The organism is Geminocystis sp. CENA526, from assembly GCF_050753365.1.
Taxonomy (GTDB): domain Bacteria; phylum Cyanobacteriota; class Cyanobacteriia; order Cyanobacteriales; family Cyanobacteriaceae; genus Geminocystis.
The window spans coordinates 1-17,201 of sequence record NZ_JBLZFY010000019.1; the positions used below are offsets into that span (position 1 = coordinate 1).

Below are 17,201 nucleotides of genomic sequence, written 5' to 3' on the forward strand. Positions count from 1 at the left end.
TTTAGCATTATAAATGAGTAATTTTAAAAAGAATTAAGTAAATTTTTGTTAACTGTTGTTAGCCCTAAATTTCATCTATCAAAAAGAATATCAAATCATGTTGAGAAGCTGTTTAATTCTTATAGTTTATAATGATATTATTACAGACATTAGGAAAACTATGGATATAAAATTACTCAAAGAAAAACGGGAAGAAATAATTGCCATCGCCCTTAAACATGGCGCTTATAATGTGCGTATATTTGGTTCGATTGCAAGAGGAGAGGCGGACGAAAAAAGTGATATTGACATCTTAATTGATTATGACATCAATAAAATTACTCCTTGGTTTCCTGTGGGATTAATCCATGATTTACAGGATTTTTTGGGAGGAAAAGTTGATGTTGTCACTAGCGATGGTTTAAAAGAAAGAATCAAAGATAGAGTATTTCGGGAGGCAATTAGTTTATGAGAGATGACAGTGAAAGAATTAGAGATATTCAAGAATGTATTGAAAAAATAGAGAAATATTCTGTGAGAGGTGAAAAAGAATTTTATGAAGAAGAATTAATCCAGACATGGATTATTCATAATTTGCAAATTATCGGGGAGGCTAGTAGTGCAACATCTGAAATATTCAAAGCAAAATATCCACAAATTTTATGGGTAAAAATAGCAGATTTTAGAAATTTAATTGTCCATGAATATTTTAGAGTTGACTTAAACTTAGTTTGGAAAATTGTTAAAAATGATTTACAAATATTAAAGCAACAAATTAACGATATTTTAGAAAATATTTCTTAATGTTCGATCGTATAATTTTTAAGTTTATGAATATTTTTAATTATCTCTTACTAAGGTTAATTAAGGGTAATATTTCTCTTAAAAACTTGTCTTCTAAATTCTGAGGGCTAATGTGAATAAAGTGTTTATTTCTAAATTTCATCACAATACCACTGCTACAAGTTTCTAAACAAAATGAACCTTTTAATTCTACTTTATCGTTCAAATTATATTCATTGATTAATGATTGTATCTGGGGTAAAACTTCATAAACTCCCAGTTGATGACAAGCTGATCCCATACATAAATATAAGTTTTCTTTGACCATAATTTTACCTCTTATTCACGGTTCGTAGTTAAGGCTTTAGCCTTTTTTCTTGACAGATTTTTAAGCTCTCAAGAGTTTAATATAAATATAGATTTTAAAGCTCTAAAGAGCTTACTACGAACCAATATTTATCAATTAGTTTTTGTAGATTTCGTTGATAACTTTACCCTCATAATCCACTAATTCTATGTGTAATGGCATTTGTCCGATAGCATGAGTCGAACAACTTAAGCAGGGATCAAAACAACGAATACCCGCCTCTACACGATTTAACATTCCTTCGGGGATTTCTTCTCCATGAATGTAGTGTTTGGCTATCTGAGTGACGGTTTGATTCATGGCGAGGTTATTTTGCCCAGTGGCAATGATAAGGTTAACTTTTTTGATTAAGCCGTTTTCATCCACTTCATAATCATGAAAAAGTGTGCCTCTGGGGGCTTCACTTACTCCTACTCCTTTTAAGTAGTTAATTCCTGCCTCTGCCCTTACTCTGGTTGACAAAATGTCGGGATCGTGTATTAAGTTTTCTATGGCTTCTAAACAAGCGACAATCTCGATTAAACGAGCGTAATGATAGAAGAATGATGAGGTTGCTACACGGCTTCCTGCACGATGACGAAACTCTTGTAATTCTTTATCCGCTTGGGGTGTACCAATTCGATCGCACACATTTAAACGAGCAAGGGGACCCACTCTATAGATACCATTAGGATAGCCTAAAGGTTTATAGTAAGGGAATTTGAGATAAGACCAATTTTCTACGGCTTCCCCAAGAAAGTCTTGATAGTCGTCTTCACTTAAACCATCGGCAACGATATTGCCTTGACTGTCGATGAATCGTAAATGTCCTCCATAATGTTCCCATGAGCCATCGGGGGCGACTAAGCCCATAAACAGGGAGTCAAATTTACCAAATATGTCGATTTCTGAGCTTAATTCGCTATCTAAGAGCCTTTTTAAGAGATTTAAAGCTAAGGTGGTGGTTTCCTTCGCTTCGGGCAAATTTTCTTCAATCCACTGGCGATTATGTTCGGTTAAGGGCGATCGAACTCCCCCCGGCACTGCCCATGCGGCATGAATTTTTCTAGCTCCGAGTATTTCAATGATATTTTGACCAAAAGCGCGTAAACGAATACCTGCACGGGCTAAATCTGGATCGGCACTCATCAAGCCAAAAACGTTACGGGTAGCAGGATTGGAGTCCCAACCAAGAAGAAAATCAGGGCTACTGAGATGGAAAAAAGAAAGGGCATGGGATTGCGTAAGTTGGGCTAAATTCATCATGCGACGCAATTTTTCGCCCGTTGGGGGGATTTTTACCCCTAAGATTTTATCCCCAGTTTTAGCGGAGGCGAGAAGATGACTAACAGGGCAAATACCGCAAATACGAGCAGTAATTCCTGCCATTTCAAACATGGGGCGACCTTCGCAAAATTTCTCAAAACCCCGAAACTCTACCACATGAAAACGGGCATCGTTGACTTCTCCATTGTCATCTAAATAAATAGAGATTTTAGCGTGTCCTTCGATACGAGTAACGGGATCGATAATAACTGTTTTACTCATAATTTTTCACCTATTTTATACTTAAATATTAAATGCTTTTGAGGAATTAAATAATTAAGTTTTTATCGATAATATTAAGATTTGAAAATCATCTACCTCATAACTTATAATTTTTTTAGCAATCTTTAATTATTTCTCTAATTCGATAGATAGGACGTTGTTGCGATTCATGATAGGTGCGCATCATCAATTCTCCTAATAATCCAAAACAAAATAACTGCACTCCTGTTAAGATTAATAATACACATAATATCAGTAAAGGTCGATCGGCTATACTCTTACCTAATCCTAGTTTGAGAAAAGTAAGATAAGTACCAATTATTACCCCTATAATCAGAGAAAATAGCCCGAAAAAGCCAAAGACGTGCATCGGGCGAGTAAGAAATTTTTTGATAAAAAAAACTGTTAGTAAATCCATTATTACCCGAAAAGTCCGATCTAAACCGTATTTACTTTTACCAAAACGCCTTGCATGATGATTAACAGGAATTTCGGTGATTTTTGCTCCTTCAATATAGGCTAAAGCAGGTAAAAAACGATGCAATTCACCGTATAAGTTTAAATCAGCAATCAATTCACTACGATAGGCTTTTAACGAGCAACCATAATCGTTTAACTTTACTCCCGTTATTTTACTGATGATTCCATTGGCGATTTTTGAGGGTAATAGACGAGTTAAGGTGTTGTCTTGACGATTTTTGCGCCAACCACTCACTAAATCATAACCTTCGTCTAATTTGTTTAATAATAAGGGTATATCGGCTGGATCATTTTGTAAATCCCCGTCAAGGGTGATTATAACCTTCCCAGTGGCATTTTCAAAACCTGCCGCTATGGCTGGAGTTTGTCCATAATTACGTCTTAAAATTATGGCTTTAACATGAGGATTTGTTTTCGCTATATCTTTTAATATCTCTACGGAGTTATCGATCGAACCATCGTCAATACAAATAATTTCATAAACATAGCTGGTATCTTTTAAGCCTTCAGTAATAGCACCTATAAGAAGGGGGATATTTTCAGCTTCATTGTAGATAGGAATAACAAGGGATAAATCCATAAAAATTAGGAAGAAAAATTAAGTTATAAACTATTTTTTATAAAGTTTAATGGTATTGTAAATTAATAAAATAATGCCAATATTAATACAAATATCAGCGACATTAAAAATAGGAAAATTAATGAGACGAAAATCAAGAAAATCCACTACATAACCAAACAAAAATCGATCGATCCCATTACCGAAAGCCCCTGCTAAAATAAAACCATAAGCTAACTGCTCGATAAGAGGAAATTTCTCTACCCATGCACCTACCATTAAACCAAGACTAACCAATAAAGACAACCATCGTAACCAACTTACCCCTCCTTGAAACGCACTAAAAGCCGCTCCTGTATTTTGTACATAGGTAAAATGAAAAACCCCATTCCAGATGGGTATAGTATCGCCAATATTGTCAAAATTAATAACGATTAAATATTTAGTAAGTTGATCTAAAATTAATGCAATAATTGCTACTTTCCAAAAAGAAGGATTTTTATTCATAACTTGATATTACCTCATTTAGAGATAAAATTTAACGTGAATCGATTTAGCTTACAAGTAATAAGTTTTCTAAGATTAAACAAAAAAACAAATATAAAGATTATTTTCACTATAACTTTTGTACAAGTAATTGTTCAACGTGGGTTAACTTTTCTTTCAATAATTCCAAAGCAAAGGGTTTACTAAGATAATCATTCATTCCCGCAGATAAACACATTTCTCGATCGCTTGTCAAGGCATTAGCTGTCATAGCAATAATATAAGGTTGAGTTTTTTCGGGTAAGTTATTACGAATCCATTTAGTAGTTTCTAAACCATCCATTTCTGGCATTTGCATATCCATTAAAATAACATCATATTGTTGATTTTTAACCTTTTTAATAACCTCTTTTCCATTCTCGGCAATATCTCCTTCATAACCTAGTTTTTTAAGTATTAATAATGCTACTTTTTGGTTGATAGGATTATCTTCTGCTAACAAAATTTTTAGAGATAATATATCACTATTTATAGTGATATTGGGGTTATTATCGACATTATTATTCGTATTATTTATCGTTCGATCGAGCAATGATTTAGATTCTGATACATGAGAAGTTAAGATAGTAAAATAAAAAGTAGAACCAACATTTTCTTTACTTTCTACCCACATTTGTCCCCCCATAAGTTCCGTTAAATTTTTACTAATGATTAACCCCAAACCAGTACCGCCATATTTCCTATTATGGGAACTATCCACCTGAGAAAAAGGCTTGAATAATTTATCAATATTTTCAGAAGAAATGCCAATACCAGTATCTTTTACCCCAAATAATATTCTATATTTTTTAGGGTCATTTTCTTCATAAATATTTTTCAAATGTACATTAATATTAACTTCTCCACTATGGGTAAATTTTAAGGCATTGCCCACTAAATTAATTAAAATTTGTCTTAGTCTAATACCATCTCCCATTAACATTTTAGGTAATGTAGAATCAATAGAATAATTTAAACTAAGATTTTTTTCCACCGCTTGAAAATTTAATAAACTGATAGTATCTTTAATACATTCTTCTAATAAAAAAGGCTTATTATCTAATTGAAATTGTCCTGATTCTATTTTAGAGAAATCGAGAATATCATTAATAATCGTCAGCAAACTTTTACTGCTATGCCTGATAATTTCCACAAAGTCTTTTTGTTGAGGATTTAAAGGAGTATCTTTCAATAAATTAGTTATACCAATAACTCCATTCATAGGTGTCCGAATTTCATGACTCATCATCGCTAAAAATTGACTTTTTGCATTGTTAGCAACTTCCGCTTGTTGTTTTGCTTCCCTTAGTAATATATTTTTAAGATGAAATTCAAATAATAAATAAATTATACTTGCTAATAACCACGATAATATACAACCAATAATGAAGATAATATAGGGTAAATTAGTTTGATATAAAGCCAAGAAATAATTACTAGGAATCATGATAATTTCCCAATTAATTCCTCTATAATTTAGTTCGATCGACTGTTGCCAATCAAGATTATCTTTAGGAGGAGAATGGATAGTACTATGGATTAATTTCCCTTCCTGATAAATAAATATTTGATAACCTTTAAAAACTTGTTGACGGAACAAATAATAAAATAAATTATTAGTTTTAAATACCCCTAGAATAAAACCATCAAATTCATTATCTTTTTGCTCTAAAAATATCGGACTATAGACAATAAAACCTTTAGTATTTTGTACTAAATCAAGGGTTTTACTAATATAAGTTTGGCGAGTATTGATAGATTTTTGCAGGGCATTTTTACGATTTTCTTCAAAAGCTAAGTATAAATTTTTGGCTTTTTCATTGCCTTTTTCTGGTACTATCCAACGTACATATAAATCTCTATCCACCCATTCAATAGCCTGATAACCAGAATAATCTTTAATATAATTTTTTGCATCCAAGCGCCACTGATATTCAGGAGTACCATTTTCATTATTCCAACGTTGACTCATTCTTTCTATAGCGGAAATTCTTGTCTTTAATTCTGCTGTAATTTGATTTCTTAAAGAAACTAAGTCACTTTTGATTAAATAAGAAATTTGTTGTCTTTCCTGATTAACTAATATTTGAAAAACTCCCATTGTCATTATTGTCATCCCTACTCCTACGGAAAAGGAAATTATTTTTTGTGAAACTCTGGAAATACTGAATTTTAGTTTCATAACGAAAAGTTATAGGGTAGGGAAATAATAGGTAATGGGTAATCGGTTATATTTGTATAAAGAATTAAAAATGCTGGATTTTTCACCAAAATAGAAAGGCATCAGATTTAACCTGACACCTTTACGCTACTGAAAATTTTATATTGAAATCAGATTGTATTAGTATCTTACCATTTTAATAAATTAAAACGTTCCATATCTATGGTGTCACGGTTACGATAAATAGCTAAGATAATCGCTAAACCTACGGCGGCTTCGGCGGCGGCGATAGTAATTACAAATACTGCAAATACTTGTCCTTTAATTTCACTAGGATCTAAAAAATTAGAAAATCCCATTAAATTAAGATTAACAGCATTGAGTAACAGTTCGATCGACATTAAAACTCGTACAGCGTTACGACTGGTAATTAAGCCATAGATGCCGATACAGAATAAAGCGGCGGCTAATATTAAAAAATATTGTAATTGTATTTCCATTTTAGAATTGATTATTGTTGTGTAGAAATGTGATTATTTGGACTGACGCTGATAAGCTAGGAGAGAAAAAATTTACTTCTAAATTCTAAATTCTAAATTTTTAATCGTTGCCTGTAGAAATTAAATCTCTAGGTTTTTCCGGAAGGGTGAGAGAAGTGGTATAAATTTCTCTAGTTTGTTTGGCTTCAGGTATTAAATCCCTACGCGCTAAAATAATTGCCCCTACCATTGCCATTAACAGTAAAACAGAGGCAATTTCAAAAGGTAAGAGAAAATCGCTAAAGAAATGTTTACCAATAGTCACGATCGTATTTTCAATCACCGCAGGAGAAATACTCGATAATTGCCAAGGGGTAACTAATACCATTGTACTTAATAAAGCAAATAAACCGAGACAAACTAAAGCGGTGGAAACTTGACGAATCAGTCGCCCTTTCACTTGTTGGAAATTTTCAGTTTTATTAACCAACATAATTGCAAACAAAATAAGTACGTTCACAGCACCCACATAGACTAAGATTTGGGCGGCGGCGACAAAATCTGCATTGAGTAGGATATATAAGCCAGAGATACTCATAAAAACTCCCCCCAAGAGGAAAGCAGAGTAAACGATGTTATCGAATAAAACAACTCCTAACGCTGCACCTATCATTAATACAGATAGGATAACGAAGGCAATAAATTGAACACTTTGGGATATTTCCACGATCTGTAACCTAATTTTGATTATTCTTTATCTTAATGTACAAAGAAGACCCACGCTATTAATTTTATTAAAAAAGTCAAAAAAACCTCAGTTCGAGCTAATGTAATTATCAAGTGCTATAGTAGGCAATAAAAATAAATAAATAGCAATTATCTTATTTATGACAAGACGCATTTAACTTACAGTTTTTATTAAGTCTTAAAAATAACTGATTCTTAACTCTTCCCAAATCCGCTCTTCCCTTTTCCCTAGTATCATCAGTAAACTTAAATGCAAACTAACTTATGACTGTCATCAATCCTTTAAAAACTCCTATCATTCAACAAAAAATTCAATGGATACTCGATCCTGTCGGCTATTTGAATGATGCCTATAAACAACAACAAGATATTTTCACCGCTAATGTATCAGGTTTAGGCAATGATTCCTTAGTTTTTGTGAGTCATCCCCAAGCTATACAACAAATTTTAACCAACGATCGACAACAATTTTTTGCTAATGGTGAATTAAATAATATTTTGACTCCCGTAGTCGGTTTATCTTCATTATTGTCTTTAGACGGGGAAAAACATAAACGAGAAAGAAAATTATTGATGCCTTCTTTTCATGCTGACAGGATGCAAATTTATGCAGATTTAATTATAGAAATTACTGATAATGTTTTCAGTACTTTAAAACAAGGAGAGGTTTTTATTGCTAGAGAATTAATGCAGGAAATCTCCTTACAAGTGATTATGAAGATTGTTTTTGGCTTATCCGAAGGCGATCGATTTGATAAAATCAAAAAGTTAATTAAAGCTATTCTCGATCGATTTAATAACCCTATTAACATTAGTTTTTTATTCTATGATTGGCTAAAAACAGACTTAGGGGCATGGAGTCCTTGGGGTGGTTTTATTCGTACTAGAATGGCATTAGATGAGTTAATTTACCATGAAATAAACTTACGTCGTCAAGAAAATTACCAAGACAACACCGACATTCTCTCTACTTTACTAACGGCAGTGGATGAAGAAGGGCAAGGTATGAGTGACCAAGAATTACGAGATGAATTAATGTTAATGTTGTTTGCTGGACATGAAACAACCGCCATCGCTATGACATGGGGGTTATATTGGTTACATCGTCACCCAGAAGTCAAAACAAAATTACTCACGGAACTAAAAGAAAATTCTGATCAACAAAGTGCTAATATTTTTAAACTACCCTATTTAACGGCGGTATGTAATGAAACCTTGCGGGTTCATCCCGTAGCGATGTTGACTTTTCCTCGACAGGTGATGACTGACACGGAATTATTAGGGCAAAAAATTCCCAAAGACACAGTATTATTGGGATGTATTTATTTAACTCATCATCGAGAAGATTTATATCCTGAAGCGTATCAATTTAACCCCGAAAGATTCTTACATCGTCAATATTCTCCCTATGAATTTATGCCTTTTGGTGGTGGCGTTAGGCGTTGTTTAGGGGAAGTTTTAGCCTTGTATGAAATGAAACTTTCGATCGCGCATATTATTACCAACTATGATTTAACTTTAGTGGACAATAAACCCATTAAACCCAAAAGAAGGGGAGTAGTTTTAAGCCCCGATGGCGGTGTGAAAATGATTTTCAACAGCAAACACAACAAATAACTAAACTTGCCCATAAATTAAATGTTAAAAAGTATTAAGAAAATTAAGCAAAAGTGGACTTGATACGGCACAATGATTCTGCGAAGGAAAAATTATATATTTTCCCAAGTAAATCAGGAAAAATAACCTTTCTCGGTTATACTGATGAAAAGAAAAAACTATCGATATGATAGGACTTTCTTAAGTTCCAATCCAGTGGAATCAAAAATCTGGTTAAATTAATCAATACTATTTAATATTTTGTTTGGAGGAATCCATCAATGAGTATCGTCACGAAATCTATCGTGAATGCTGACGCAGAAGCACGTTATTTAAGCCCCGGTGAATTAGACAGAATCAAAGCATTCGTTACCTCCGGTGAAGCTCGTTTACGCATCGCTGAAACCTTAACTGGCGCTCGTGAACGCATTGTTAAAGAAGCTGGTGATCGTTTATTCCAAAAACGCCCTGATGTTGTTTCCCCTGGTGGAAATGCTTATGGTGAAGAAATGACCGCTACCTGTTTACGTGACATTGACTACTATCTACGTCTTATCACCTATGGAGTAGTAGCAGGTGACGTTACTCCCGTTGAAGAAATCGGTTTAGTTGGCGTTAAAGAAATGTACAAATCTTTAGGTACTGACACTGGTGCAGTAGCTCAAAGTATCCGTGAAGCTAAAGAAGTTGCAACTGGACTTCTATCTTCTGATGATGCTAGTGAAGCTGCTGCTTACTTCGATTATGTAATCGGAGCTTTACAATAGGTTTTAGTCAACAATCCCTAAATCCTATTTGGTGCTAAATAATTTTAGTCCTGCAAAAAAAACAACACAAAACTTTATTAAGTAGAAAGGAACATAACAATGCAAGACGCAATTACTGCTGTAATCAACTCTTCCGATGTACAAGGTAAGTACCTCGACGCTAATGCTTTAGGCAAATTAAAAGGCTACTTCCAAAGTGGTTCACTCCGTGTCCGTGCGGCTAGTGTTATCAGTGCTAACGCTGCTACCATCGTTAAAGAAGCTGTAGCTAAATCCTTATTATACTCTGACGTAACCCGCCCCGGTGGTAATATGTACACCACTCGTCGTTACGCTGCTTGTATTCGTGACTTAGACTACTATCTCCGTTATGCTACCTATGCTATGTTAGCTGGGGATGCTTCCATCTTAGATGAGCGCGTATTAAATGGTTTAAAAGAAACCTACAACTCTTTAGGTGTACCCATTAGCTCCACCATTCAAGCTATCCAAGCAATCAAAGAAGTTGCGGCTAGTTTAGTTGGTTCTGATGCTGGTAAAGAACTTGGTGTTTACTTAGACTACATCAGCTCTGGTTTAAGCTAATTTATTGACGCTTAAAACTTAACTAAGGTTAGGAATGTCTGGAGTGAGTGCTAGTTTAGTTAGACTGTTTTACGGCTTAATTGATTTGGTATTGACTCTCGACTCCTAACCGTTGTCATAAAAATTTTTAAAATAACTTTATTTTAACCAGTTCGATCGAGATAGTTTCGTGGCTCGATAGATAAAAAATTAAATACGAGATTTAATCATCAAGGAGATAAATCCCCATGAGAATGTTTCAAGTCACCGCTTGTGTGCCTAGTCAAACCAGAATTAGAACTCAAAGAGAGTTACAAAACACTTACTTTACTAAATTAGTTCCTTATGATAACTGGTTTAAAGAGCAACAAAGAATCCAGAAAATGGGTGGCTCTATTGTTAAGGTAAAATTGGTAACTGGTCGTCCTGGTACTAATGCAGGTTTATCATAATAAAATATCATATCGGATCATATCCGAGAGAAATGAGGGTAGAAATTAAAGATTCTGCTCTTATTTTTTTTGGATACTTTTTTATGTAAATATATATACACTAAATTCAATAGTAAAAAAAGGTCATTAACAATGGAAAACAAATTATTTTCACATTTCGATCGAACTGGACTACTGAATGATGTAATTTTCGATGGGGAGTCAATGGATAACTCGGTTTAACGAGTCCTCAAAATGCCGTTATCACTGTTTCTTTATCCCAAGCCACTACTCAAACCGTAAAGGTTCAATATGCTACCGCTAATGGTACTGCGATGGCAGGTTCAGACTATACTAGCACCATGGGAACTCTAACTTTCAATGCAGGTGAAACCAGTAAAACAATTAACGTACCCATCCTGAATGACAATATCAGTGAACCCGATGAAAACTTTACATTAAACCTCTTTAACCCTACTAATGGAGTTATCGGTACTGGAACTACTACTATTACGATTACGGATACTCTTGAATCTAATGTTACTACTAGCCTTCCATCGGGTGTAGAAAACTTAACGTTAAGTGGTACAGCAAATATCAATGGTACGGGAAACGAATTAAATAACGTCATCAGAGGTAACAGTGGCAATAATATCCTCAATGGTGGTATCGGTGCAGATACAATGATAGGGGGTAAAGGAAATGATACCTACTATGTGGACAATAGGAACGATCGAGTTGTCGAAAATCTCAATGAAGGAATTGATACGGTTCGATCGACTATCACCTATACTTTACCTAACCATGTAGAAAACTTAACTTTAAGTGGTACAGCAAATATCAATGGTAGGGGAAACAGATTAAATAACGTCATCAGGGGTAACAGTGGCAATAATATCCTCAATGGTGGTATCGGTGCAGATACAATGATAGGGGGTAAAGGAAATGATACCTACTATGTGGACAATAGGAACGATCGAGTTGTCGAAAATCTCAATGAAGGAATTGATACGGTTCGATCGACTATCACCTATACTTTACCTAACCATGTAGAACACTTAATCTTAAGTGGGAGTAGTAACACAAACGGGACCGGTAATAATCTTCCTAATCGCATTGTGGGTAACAGTGGCAATAATCGCCTTAATGGTGGCTATGGTAATGATACCCTTATCGGTGGTGCAGGTAATGATACCCTGACTGGAGGAGGGGGTAATGATACCCTCATCGGTGGTACAGGTAATGATACCCTGACTGGAGGAGGGGGTAATGACTTTTTCCGCTTTAATTCTCCTAATGAGGGGGTTGACAGAATTACCGATTTTAATGTCACTGAAGATACAATTTTAATTAGTCGTAGTGGCTTTGGCGGTGGTTTACCATTAGGAGTTTTATCCGCTAATCGCTTCCGTGTTGGTTCTTCAGCAAGTACTACAAATCACCGTTTCTTTTATAATTCCAACAATGGTGGTTTATTCTTTGATGTGGATGGTAATGCTACTACTTCTGCGGTACGGATTGCTACTTTAAATACTGGTTTAGCTTTTACCCATGACAAAATTACCATCATCTAAAAGTTATAGCGGATTGTCCTCATTCCTAAGCTAGGAAGTATCTATATTTACTGATTGAAAGAGGGAATAGGGAATACCCTCTCCAATACCTTTCTTCATCAAAATACTTTATTGAGCAAACCCTAATTATTGGCGATCGATTTCTGATATAATTGCCTTACTGAACTTAAAATTTGATCAAGAATAGATTTTTTAGTTTGAGTATTAGGATCTAAATTTTGTAAACGATTCAATAATTTTGCTTCTTGAGTATGCACATCACCATCGCTATAAATCAATGTACTAATAGCGCCGAATAAATTTTCATAATCTTTAATAGTAGGATTTTTACCTAAATATTCTTCTAACCATTCATAACATTGACTAGGATTAACAGGTTTAATTTCTGACAGTAAAGACTTAATTTCGGCATCATCATTAAAGTTATTTTCAGTAACAACTTTTTGCAAATATTTTCTTTCTTGGGGTTGAATAATACCATCAAGCCACGCTGTACCTACTAAAATTTTGATGAGCAATTTTGTTTTATTTTCTGGTGTCATAATGTCAGTCTCCTTTGATTAATTTAGCCATAAAAAATCCATCCATATCATCTACAGGTGGAAATATTTTTACTATCCCCTTTGATACTATCGAAAAATTCGACATTGAATCATTATTTTTGTCAGCTAGTTTCCATGAGGGATTATTTTGTAAAAATTGATTGATTATATCTTCATTTTCTTGTTTATTTAAGGTACAGGTAGAATAAACTAATACGCCCCCATTTTTAACCCATTTTGCACTATTTTCGAGGATTTGACTTTGTAATTGTGTCAATACTTCTATATCTTCTGGTTTTTTATGCCAACGAATATCAGGATTTTTATGTAATGTGCCTAACCCTGAGCAGGGTACATCTACTAATACTCTATCAACTTCATTTTCCCAATTGATTGATTCCACATTCCCTTCCATCGTTTTAATAGATGTTAACTTCAGTCTTTCGGCGTTTTGCGTTACCTTTTTTAATCTGGAGGAGTATCGATCGAACCCTATAATAGTACCAGTATCCTCCATTAACTCAGCGATATGAGTAGTTTTTCCCCCAGGGGCGGCACAGGCATCGATAATAGTTTCATGGGGTTGAGGATTGAGAAAATGGGCGACAAGTTGGGCGCTACCATCTTGAATAGTAAATAAACCCTCTTTAAAACAGTCTAATTGAGTGATATTTCCTGCGGATTTTGTTAGTCTTAAACCTTGAGGAAGATGAGGTAAAAAAGTTGTTTCTATATCATTATTTAATAATATTTCCTGTAGATTTTCCCTGGAAGTTTTTAAGGTATTAACTCTTAAATCGATACTGGGAGTTTGGTTATACCATTCTAATAATTTTTTAGTTTGTTTGAGGTTAAATTGTTCCATAAAAAGGGAAACTATCCAGTCTGGAAAACTATATTTAACTCCTAAACGGGGAATAAAATCATCGGGTAAAATTAAAGGGTCTTCTTTCTGGGATAATCTAAGGTACGATCGAAGGATGCCATTTACTACTCCTGACAGTTTAGACAAGCCATTTTCTTTCGCTAAATCAACGCTAGTATTCACCGCCGCCGACTCGGGAATTTTATCGAGATACCGTAATTGATATAAACCAATGTGGAGGATAATTCGCAAATTTAAGGGTTGTTGAGTCGCTTTTTTTGTCGCTAATTGATTGATAAGACTATCTAAAGTGCGTTTGCGTCTCACGATACCATATACTAACTCAGAGACGAGGTGACGATTAGAAGGAGAAACAGAAAAATTAGCAAAAACTCTCTCTAAGGCAATATCAGTATAAGCCTTTTGTTGATAAATATTTTGTAACGCCAGAAAAGCTAATTGACGGGAATTATTCATAAAATAAGTAAAAAATAAAAAATGGTTCTTCCACTTTGAGTATGATAAATTATTGATGAAGATAAGCAAAAGGAAAAAAGAGAAAATAATTATATTTTTTTTGGTTGGGTTTAATATATTAACCCCCTACATTCTGCATTCTCTATTCTTAATTCTTCATTTTTATATTATGTCAAAAAAAATTGCACCTTGGAAAACTTATTTACAGAAAGCACTACACAAAAATCGATCACTTCGTGGCGCTGCGCGATCGAACCTATTTAGTCGTTATTTTGCTTTAGCCACAGTCACAAAAGATGGTTTTCCAGCCAATAGAATGGTAGTATTTCGAGGGTTTTTAGAAGATAGTAATAAACTAGAAATAATTACCGATGTTCGCAGTCAAAAAATAGAAGATTTAACTCATAATTGTTATGGTGAAATTTGTTGGTACTTTGCTAAAACAAGAGAACAATTTAGAATTAGAGGAAAAATAGAAATAATCACAGGAAATCACGATAATCAGGAGTTATTAAAAGAACATCAAAAAATATGGCAAAAACTAAGTTTAGCAGGAAAAGAACAATTTTATTGGGGAAATCCTAGAGAATTATTTATAGATAATAGTGAGATTAAAAGCATAGATATTGATGAAGAAAACCCCAGAGAAAATTTTTCTTTATTACTCTTAAATCCTGATATGGTTGATCACTTAGAATTAAAAGGAAATCCTCAAAATCGTCATATTTACGAAATAGATAATGAGGAAAAATGGCATATTAAAAAAGTTAATCCTTAAATTCAACTAAACCATGATAGATAACATTAATATTCTTGCCATTAAAGTTAGTATTGTTTAAAAAGAGATGTTTTCTCTCAATTTTATTCTTAAGGAGATATTATTTTAACATGAGTACAGTCACAGAAAATGATTTAAAAGAGTTAAAAGATTTAATCAATTTTAAATTTGATCGTATTGAAAATAAACTTGAACAGGTAAATCAAGATATAAACGGATTAAAAATTGAAGTGGCGATCGTCAAAGAAAGTGTTAATGGAATTAATAAAAGACTTGATGATGTGAATAAAAGAATTGATGATACCAATACTCGTATTAGTAATTGGGACTTTTTTTTGCGGAAAAATTCAGCGTTGGACTTCTTTCTCCATTAACGTTAAAAAAGAAAAAGCCTCCACTTACGGGATAAACAGAAGAAAGACTTTTTTCTAAGTAGCAAATTTTACTCCTTCTGCCGTTACACAAAATCAAAAATTTGTTGAATTGTTACAGAGTTTGAAGTTATATATCAGAAACTGTGACAGAGATTATATACTTGACTTTTAATGACTGGAACTTAATTTAAAAGTTCTTAATCATCATCCTCGATCGAACGATCGAACCTAGAGAGACTGACAAAACAAAATTTATAGAATCATCTATAGATAATGGGATGACAGTCGATCGATCAACAAAACCTTAAATTGAGAAATCATTAATAACAATTCGGTAAAGGAGTCTTTTATCCATGTCCCATAGTGTAAAAATTTACGATACCTGTATTGGTTGTACTCAGTGTGTTCGTGCTTGTCCTCTTGATGTATTAGAAATGGTACCTTGGGATGGTTGTAAAGCAGGACAAATTGCATCTTCCCCTCGTACAGAGGACTGTGTAGGTTGCAAACGTTGTGAAACCGCTTGTCCTACCGACTTTTTAAGCATCCGTGTTTATTTAGGTGCGGAAACTACTCGCAGTATGGGTCTAGCTTATTAGAAAAAACCTATATCATAGTTAAAACTGTTGTCATTTGTCTTTATTTGGCAACAGTATTATAGAAATATATCTAAATGGACAATGGAGGTATATTCAATGACAAAACCAAATTTTCAAAGAATGAGTCAAAAAGAATTACATGATTATTTCTTAAGTCATCGAGATAATCAAGAAGCCTTTTATGCCTATATTGATAAACTGCATCAAGAAGGTAACTGGGTTGAAATGCCACCTCTTAATTCGATCGAAGATTCAAAGCTATATCCTCATTTTACCTCACGTTTTCCCAACACCTCAGAAACCTAAAAATAACAACTAAAAATTAATCAAATTGTCATTACGAGACACTATCAGCAATCTCCAAGTCTTAATGTTATAGTCAAAGTAATTAACAATCATTCACTATTCACTATTCACTATTCACTATTCACTATCCACTAATTACTATATTTGTCTAGTAAGGCTTGTAAACCACCCTCATAGCCACTACCAACGGCATTAATACGCCATTCTCCGTCTTTGTTATATAATTCAGCCATGATGACGGCGGTTTCTACGGAAAAGTCTTCTGTTAAGTCGTAGCGTAAAACCTCCTCTTTGGTTTGTACATCCACCAGACGAATATAAGCATTGGTGACTTGTCCAAAATTTTGATGTCTCTTATCCGCTTCGTAAATGGTAACAGTAACAACGATTTTCGCAATATCAGAAGGTACTTTACGCAAATCCACAATTAAGCCTTCGTCGTCTCCTTCTCCCTCACCTGTGCGATTATCTCCCAAAAGTTTGATAGACTGATCCGCATCGGGACTGATTAGGTTATTGTAAAAGATGAAGTGTTTATCGGATACTAATTTTTCGTTAGCTCCTAAAAGAAATACTGATACATCTAAATCAAAATCTGCTCCTGTGTCTGTAGAGTTGGTATCCCAACCTAAACCGATAAACCCTGCCACAAGGCTAGGGGCAACTTTTGCTAATGAAATTCTTTGTCCTTTTTGTAGTGATATTGCCATAATCTAATTTA

Annotated in this window: 21 protein-coding genes; 11 read left to right on the top strand and 10 right to left on the bottom strand. The window is 34.0% G+C overall.

All coding sequences use genetic code 11. From position 1 onward, the window contains the following. Nucleotides 1-160 precede the first annotated feature (160 nt). Together ACN4EE_RS07595 and ACN4EE_RS07600 are read left to right on the top strand one after the other, a co-directional pair. On the top strand, nucleotides 161-451 hold the full coding sequence (locus ACN4EE_RS07595; RefSeq protein ID WP_431705815.1) for a nucleotidyltransferase family protein: 291 nt from the start codon (nucleotides 161-163) through the stop codon (nucleotides 449-451). After that, nucleotides 448-783: a HepT-like ribonuclease domain-containing protein gene (locus ACN4EE_RS07600; protein ID WP_431705816.1), complete on the top strand. Its 336-nt coding sequence runs from the start codon at nucleotides 448-450 to the stop codon at nucleotides 781-783. The genes ACN4EE_RS07595 and ACN4EE_RS07600 overlap by 4 nt, the downstream gene beginning before the upstream one ends. A gap of 40 nt (nucleotides 784-823) precedes the next feature. Here the strand turns inward: ACN4EE_RS07600 and ACN4EE_RS07605 are convergent, their stop codons facing one another. From ACN4EE_RS07605 to ACN4EE_RS07635, 7 genes are all read right to left on the bottom strand, one after another. Beyond that, nucleotides 824-1,090: a (2Fe-2S) ferredoxin domain-containing protein gene (locus ACN4EE_RS07605; RefSeq protein WP_431705817.1), complete on the bottom strand. Its 267-nt coding sequence runs from the start codon at nucleotides 1,088-1,090 to the stop codon at nucleotides 824-826. 135 nt (nucleotides 1,091-1,225) lie between these two features. Next, nucleotides 1,226-2,656, bottom strand: a complete 1,431-nt coding sequence (locus ACN4EE_RS07610; RefSeq protein ID WP_431705818.1) for a Ni/Fe hydrogenase subunit alpha — start codon at nucleotides 2,654-2,656, stop codon at nucleotides 1,226-1,228. 115 nt (nucleotides 2,657-2,771) lie between these two features. Then, nucleotides 2,772-3,716 carry a glycosyltransferase family 2 protein gene (locus ACN4EE_RS07615; protein WP_431705819.1) on the bottom strand — a complete coding sequence of 315 codons (945 nt, stop codon included), beginning with the start codon at nucleotides 3,714-3,716 and terminating at the stop codon, nucleotides 2,772-2,774. Nucleotides 3,717-3,746: 30 nt separating this feature from the next. Beyond that, complete coding sequence (gene lspA, locus ACN4EE_RS07620) at nucleotides 3,747-4,202, bottom strand: signal peptidase II (RefSeq protein WP_431705820.1); 456 nt, start codon at nucleotides 4,200-4,202, stop codon at nucleotides 3,747-3,749. A gap of 109 nt (nucleotides 4,203-4,311) precedes the next feature. Then, on the bottom strand, nucleotides 4,312-6,402 hold the full coding sequence (locus ACN4EE_RS07625) for an ATP-binding protein (protein ID WP_431705821.1): 2,091 nt from the start codon (nucleotides 6,400-6,402) through the stop codon (nucleotides 4,312-4,314). A 167-nt stretch (nucleotides 6,403-6,569) separates the two neighbouring features. After that, nucleotides 6,570-6,875, bottom strand: coding sequence for an NADH-quinone oxidoreductase subunit NuoK (gene nuoK, locus ACN4EE_RS07630; protein ID WP_431705885.1), 306 nt, complete (start codon nucleotides 6,873-6,875; stop codon nucleotides 6,570-6,572). Between the two features lie 106 nt (nucleotides 6,876-6,981). Further along, nucleotides 6,982-7,587 carry an NADH-quinone oxidoreductase subunit J gene (locus ACN4EE_RS07635; RefSeq protein WP_431705822.1) on the bottom strand — a complete coding sequence of 202 codons (606 nt, stop codon included), beginning with the start codon at nucleotides 7,585-7,587 and terminating at the stop codon, nucleotides 6,982-6,984. A 284-nt stretch (nucleotides 7,588-7,871) separates the two neighbouring features. On the opposite strand from ACN4EE_RS07635, the gene ACN4EE_RS07640 reads away from it, so the two are divergent. From ACN4EE_RS07640 to ACN4EE_RS07660, 5 genes are all read left to right on the top strand, one after another. Then, nucleotides 7,872-9,224, top strand: a complete 1,353-nt coding sequence (locus ACN4EE_RS07640; RefSeq protein WP_431705823.1) for a cytochrome P450 — start codon at nucleotides 7,872-7,874, stop codon at nucleotides 9,222-9,224. A 260-nt stretch (nucleotides 9,225-9,484) separates the two neighbouring features. Next, the gene (locus ACN4EE_RS07645; protein WP_431705824.1) at nucleotides 9,485-9,970 is read left to right on the top strand and encodes a globin family protein; all 486 of its coding nucleotides are present in this window, start codon (nucleotides 9,485-9,487) and stop codon (nucleotides 9,968-9,970) included. 99 nt (nucleotides 9,971-10,069) lie between these two features. Continuing rightward, the gene (gene apcB / locus ACN4EE_RS07650) at nucleotides 10,070-10,555 is read left to right on the top strand and encodes an allophycocyanin subunit beta (RefSeq protein WP_431705825.1); all 486 of its coding nucleotides are present in this window, start codon (nucleotides 10,070-10,072) and stop codon (nucleotides 10,553-10,555) included. Nucleotides 10,556-10,782: 227 nt separating this feature from the next. Beyond that, the gene (locus tag ACN4EE_RS07655; RefSeq protein ID WP_431705826.1) at nucleotides 10,783-10,986 is read left to right on the top strand and encodes a phycobilisome linker polypeptide; all 204 of its coding nucleotides are present in this window, start codon (nucleotides 10,783-10,785) and stop codon (nucleotides 10,984-10,986) included. 242 nt (nucleotides 10,987-11,228) lie between these two features. Next, nucleotides 11,229-12,539 carry a Calx-beta domain-containing protein gene (locus ACN4EE_RS07660; protein WP_431705886.1) on the top strand — a complete coding sequence of 437 codons (1,311 nt, stop codon included), beginning with the start codon at nucleotides 11,229-11,231 and terminating at the stop codon, nucleotides 12,537-12,539. Between the two features lie 122 nt (nucleotides 12,540-12,661). Here the strand turns inward: ACN4EE_RS07660 and ACN4EE_RS07665 are convergent, their stop codons facing one another. Both ACN4EE_RS07665 and ACN4EE_RS07670 read right to left on the bottom strand, forming a co-directional pair. Next, nucleotides 12,662-13,081 (bottom strand): tellurite resistance TerB family protein, encoded by a 420-nt coding sequence (locus ACN4EE_RS07665; RefSeq protein ID WP_431705827.1) that lies wholly within the window; start codon nucleotides 13,079-13,081, stop codon nucleotides 12,662-12,664. Nucleotides 13,082-13,085: 4 nt separating this feature from the next. Continuing rightward, entirely contained in the window at nucleotides 13,086-14,423 is a 1,338-nt protein-coding gene (locus ACN4EE_RS07670; RefSeq protein ID WP_431705828.1) for a 16S rRNA (cytosine(967)-C(5))-methyltransferase, read from the bottom strand. Between the two features lie 169 nt (nucleotides 14,424-14,592). Here ACN4EE_RS07670 and ACN4EE_RS07675 point away from each other — a divergent pair, with 169 nt between their 5' ends. From ACN4EE_RS07675 to ACN4EE_RS07690, 4 genes are all read left to right on the top strand, one after another. Continuing rightward, on the top strand, nucleotides 14,593-15,201 hold the full coding sequence (locus ACN4EE_RS07675; RefSeq protein WP_431705829.1) for an Npun_F5749 family FMN-dependent PPOX-type flavoprotein: 609 nt from the start codon (nucleotides 14,593-14,595) through the stop codon (nucleotides 15,199-15,201). 110 nt (nucleotides 15,202-15,311) lie between these two features. Beyond that, nucleotides 15,312-15,575, top strand: coding sequence for a hypothetical protein (locus ACN4EE_RS07680; RefSeq protein WP_431705830.1), 264 nt, complete (start codon nucleotides 15,312-15,314; stop codon nucleotides 15,573-15,575). 353 nt (nucleotides 15,576-15,928) lie between these two features. Then, nucleotides 15,929-16,174: a photosystem I iron-sulfur center protein PsaC gene (gene psaC / locus ACN4EE_RS07685; protein ID WP_012307203.1), complete on the top strand. Its 246-nt coding sequence runs from the start codon at nucleotides 15,929-15,931 to the stop codon at nucleotides 16,172-16,174. A 96-nt stretch (nucleotides 16,175-16,270) separates the two neighbouring features. Then, nucleotides 16,271-16,480, top strand: a complete 210-nt coding sequence (locus tag ACN4EE_RS07690; RefSeq protein ID WP_431705831.1) for a DUF6887 family protein — start codon at nucleotides 16,271-16,273, stop codon at nucleotides 16,478-16,480. Between the two features lie 131 nt (nucleotides 16,481-16,611). Here ACN4EE_RS07690 and ACN4EE_RS07695 read toward each other — a convergent pair whose 3' ends face one another. Further along, the gene (locus ACN4EE_RS07695; protein ID WP_431705832.1) at nucleotides 16,612-17,190 is read right to left on the bottom strand and encodes a TerD family protein; all 579 of its coding nucleotides are present in this window, start codon (nucleotides 17,188-17,190) and stop codon (nucleotides 16,612-16,614) included. Between the last annotated feature and the right edge of the window lie 11 nt (nucleotides 17,191-17,201).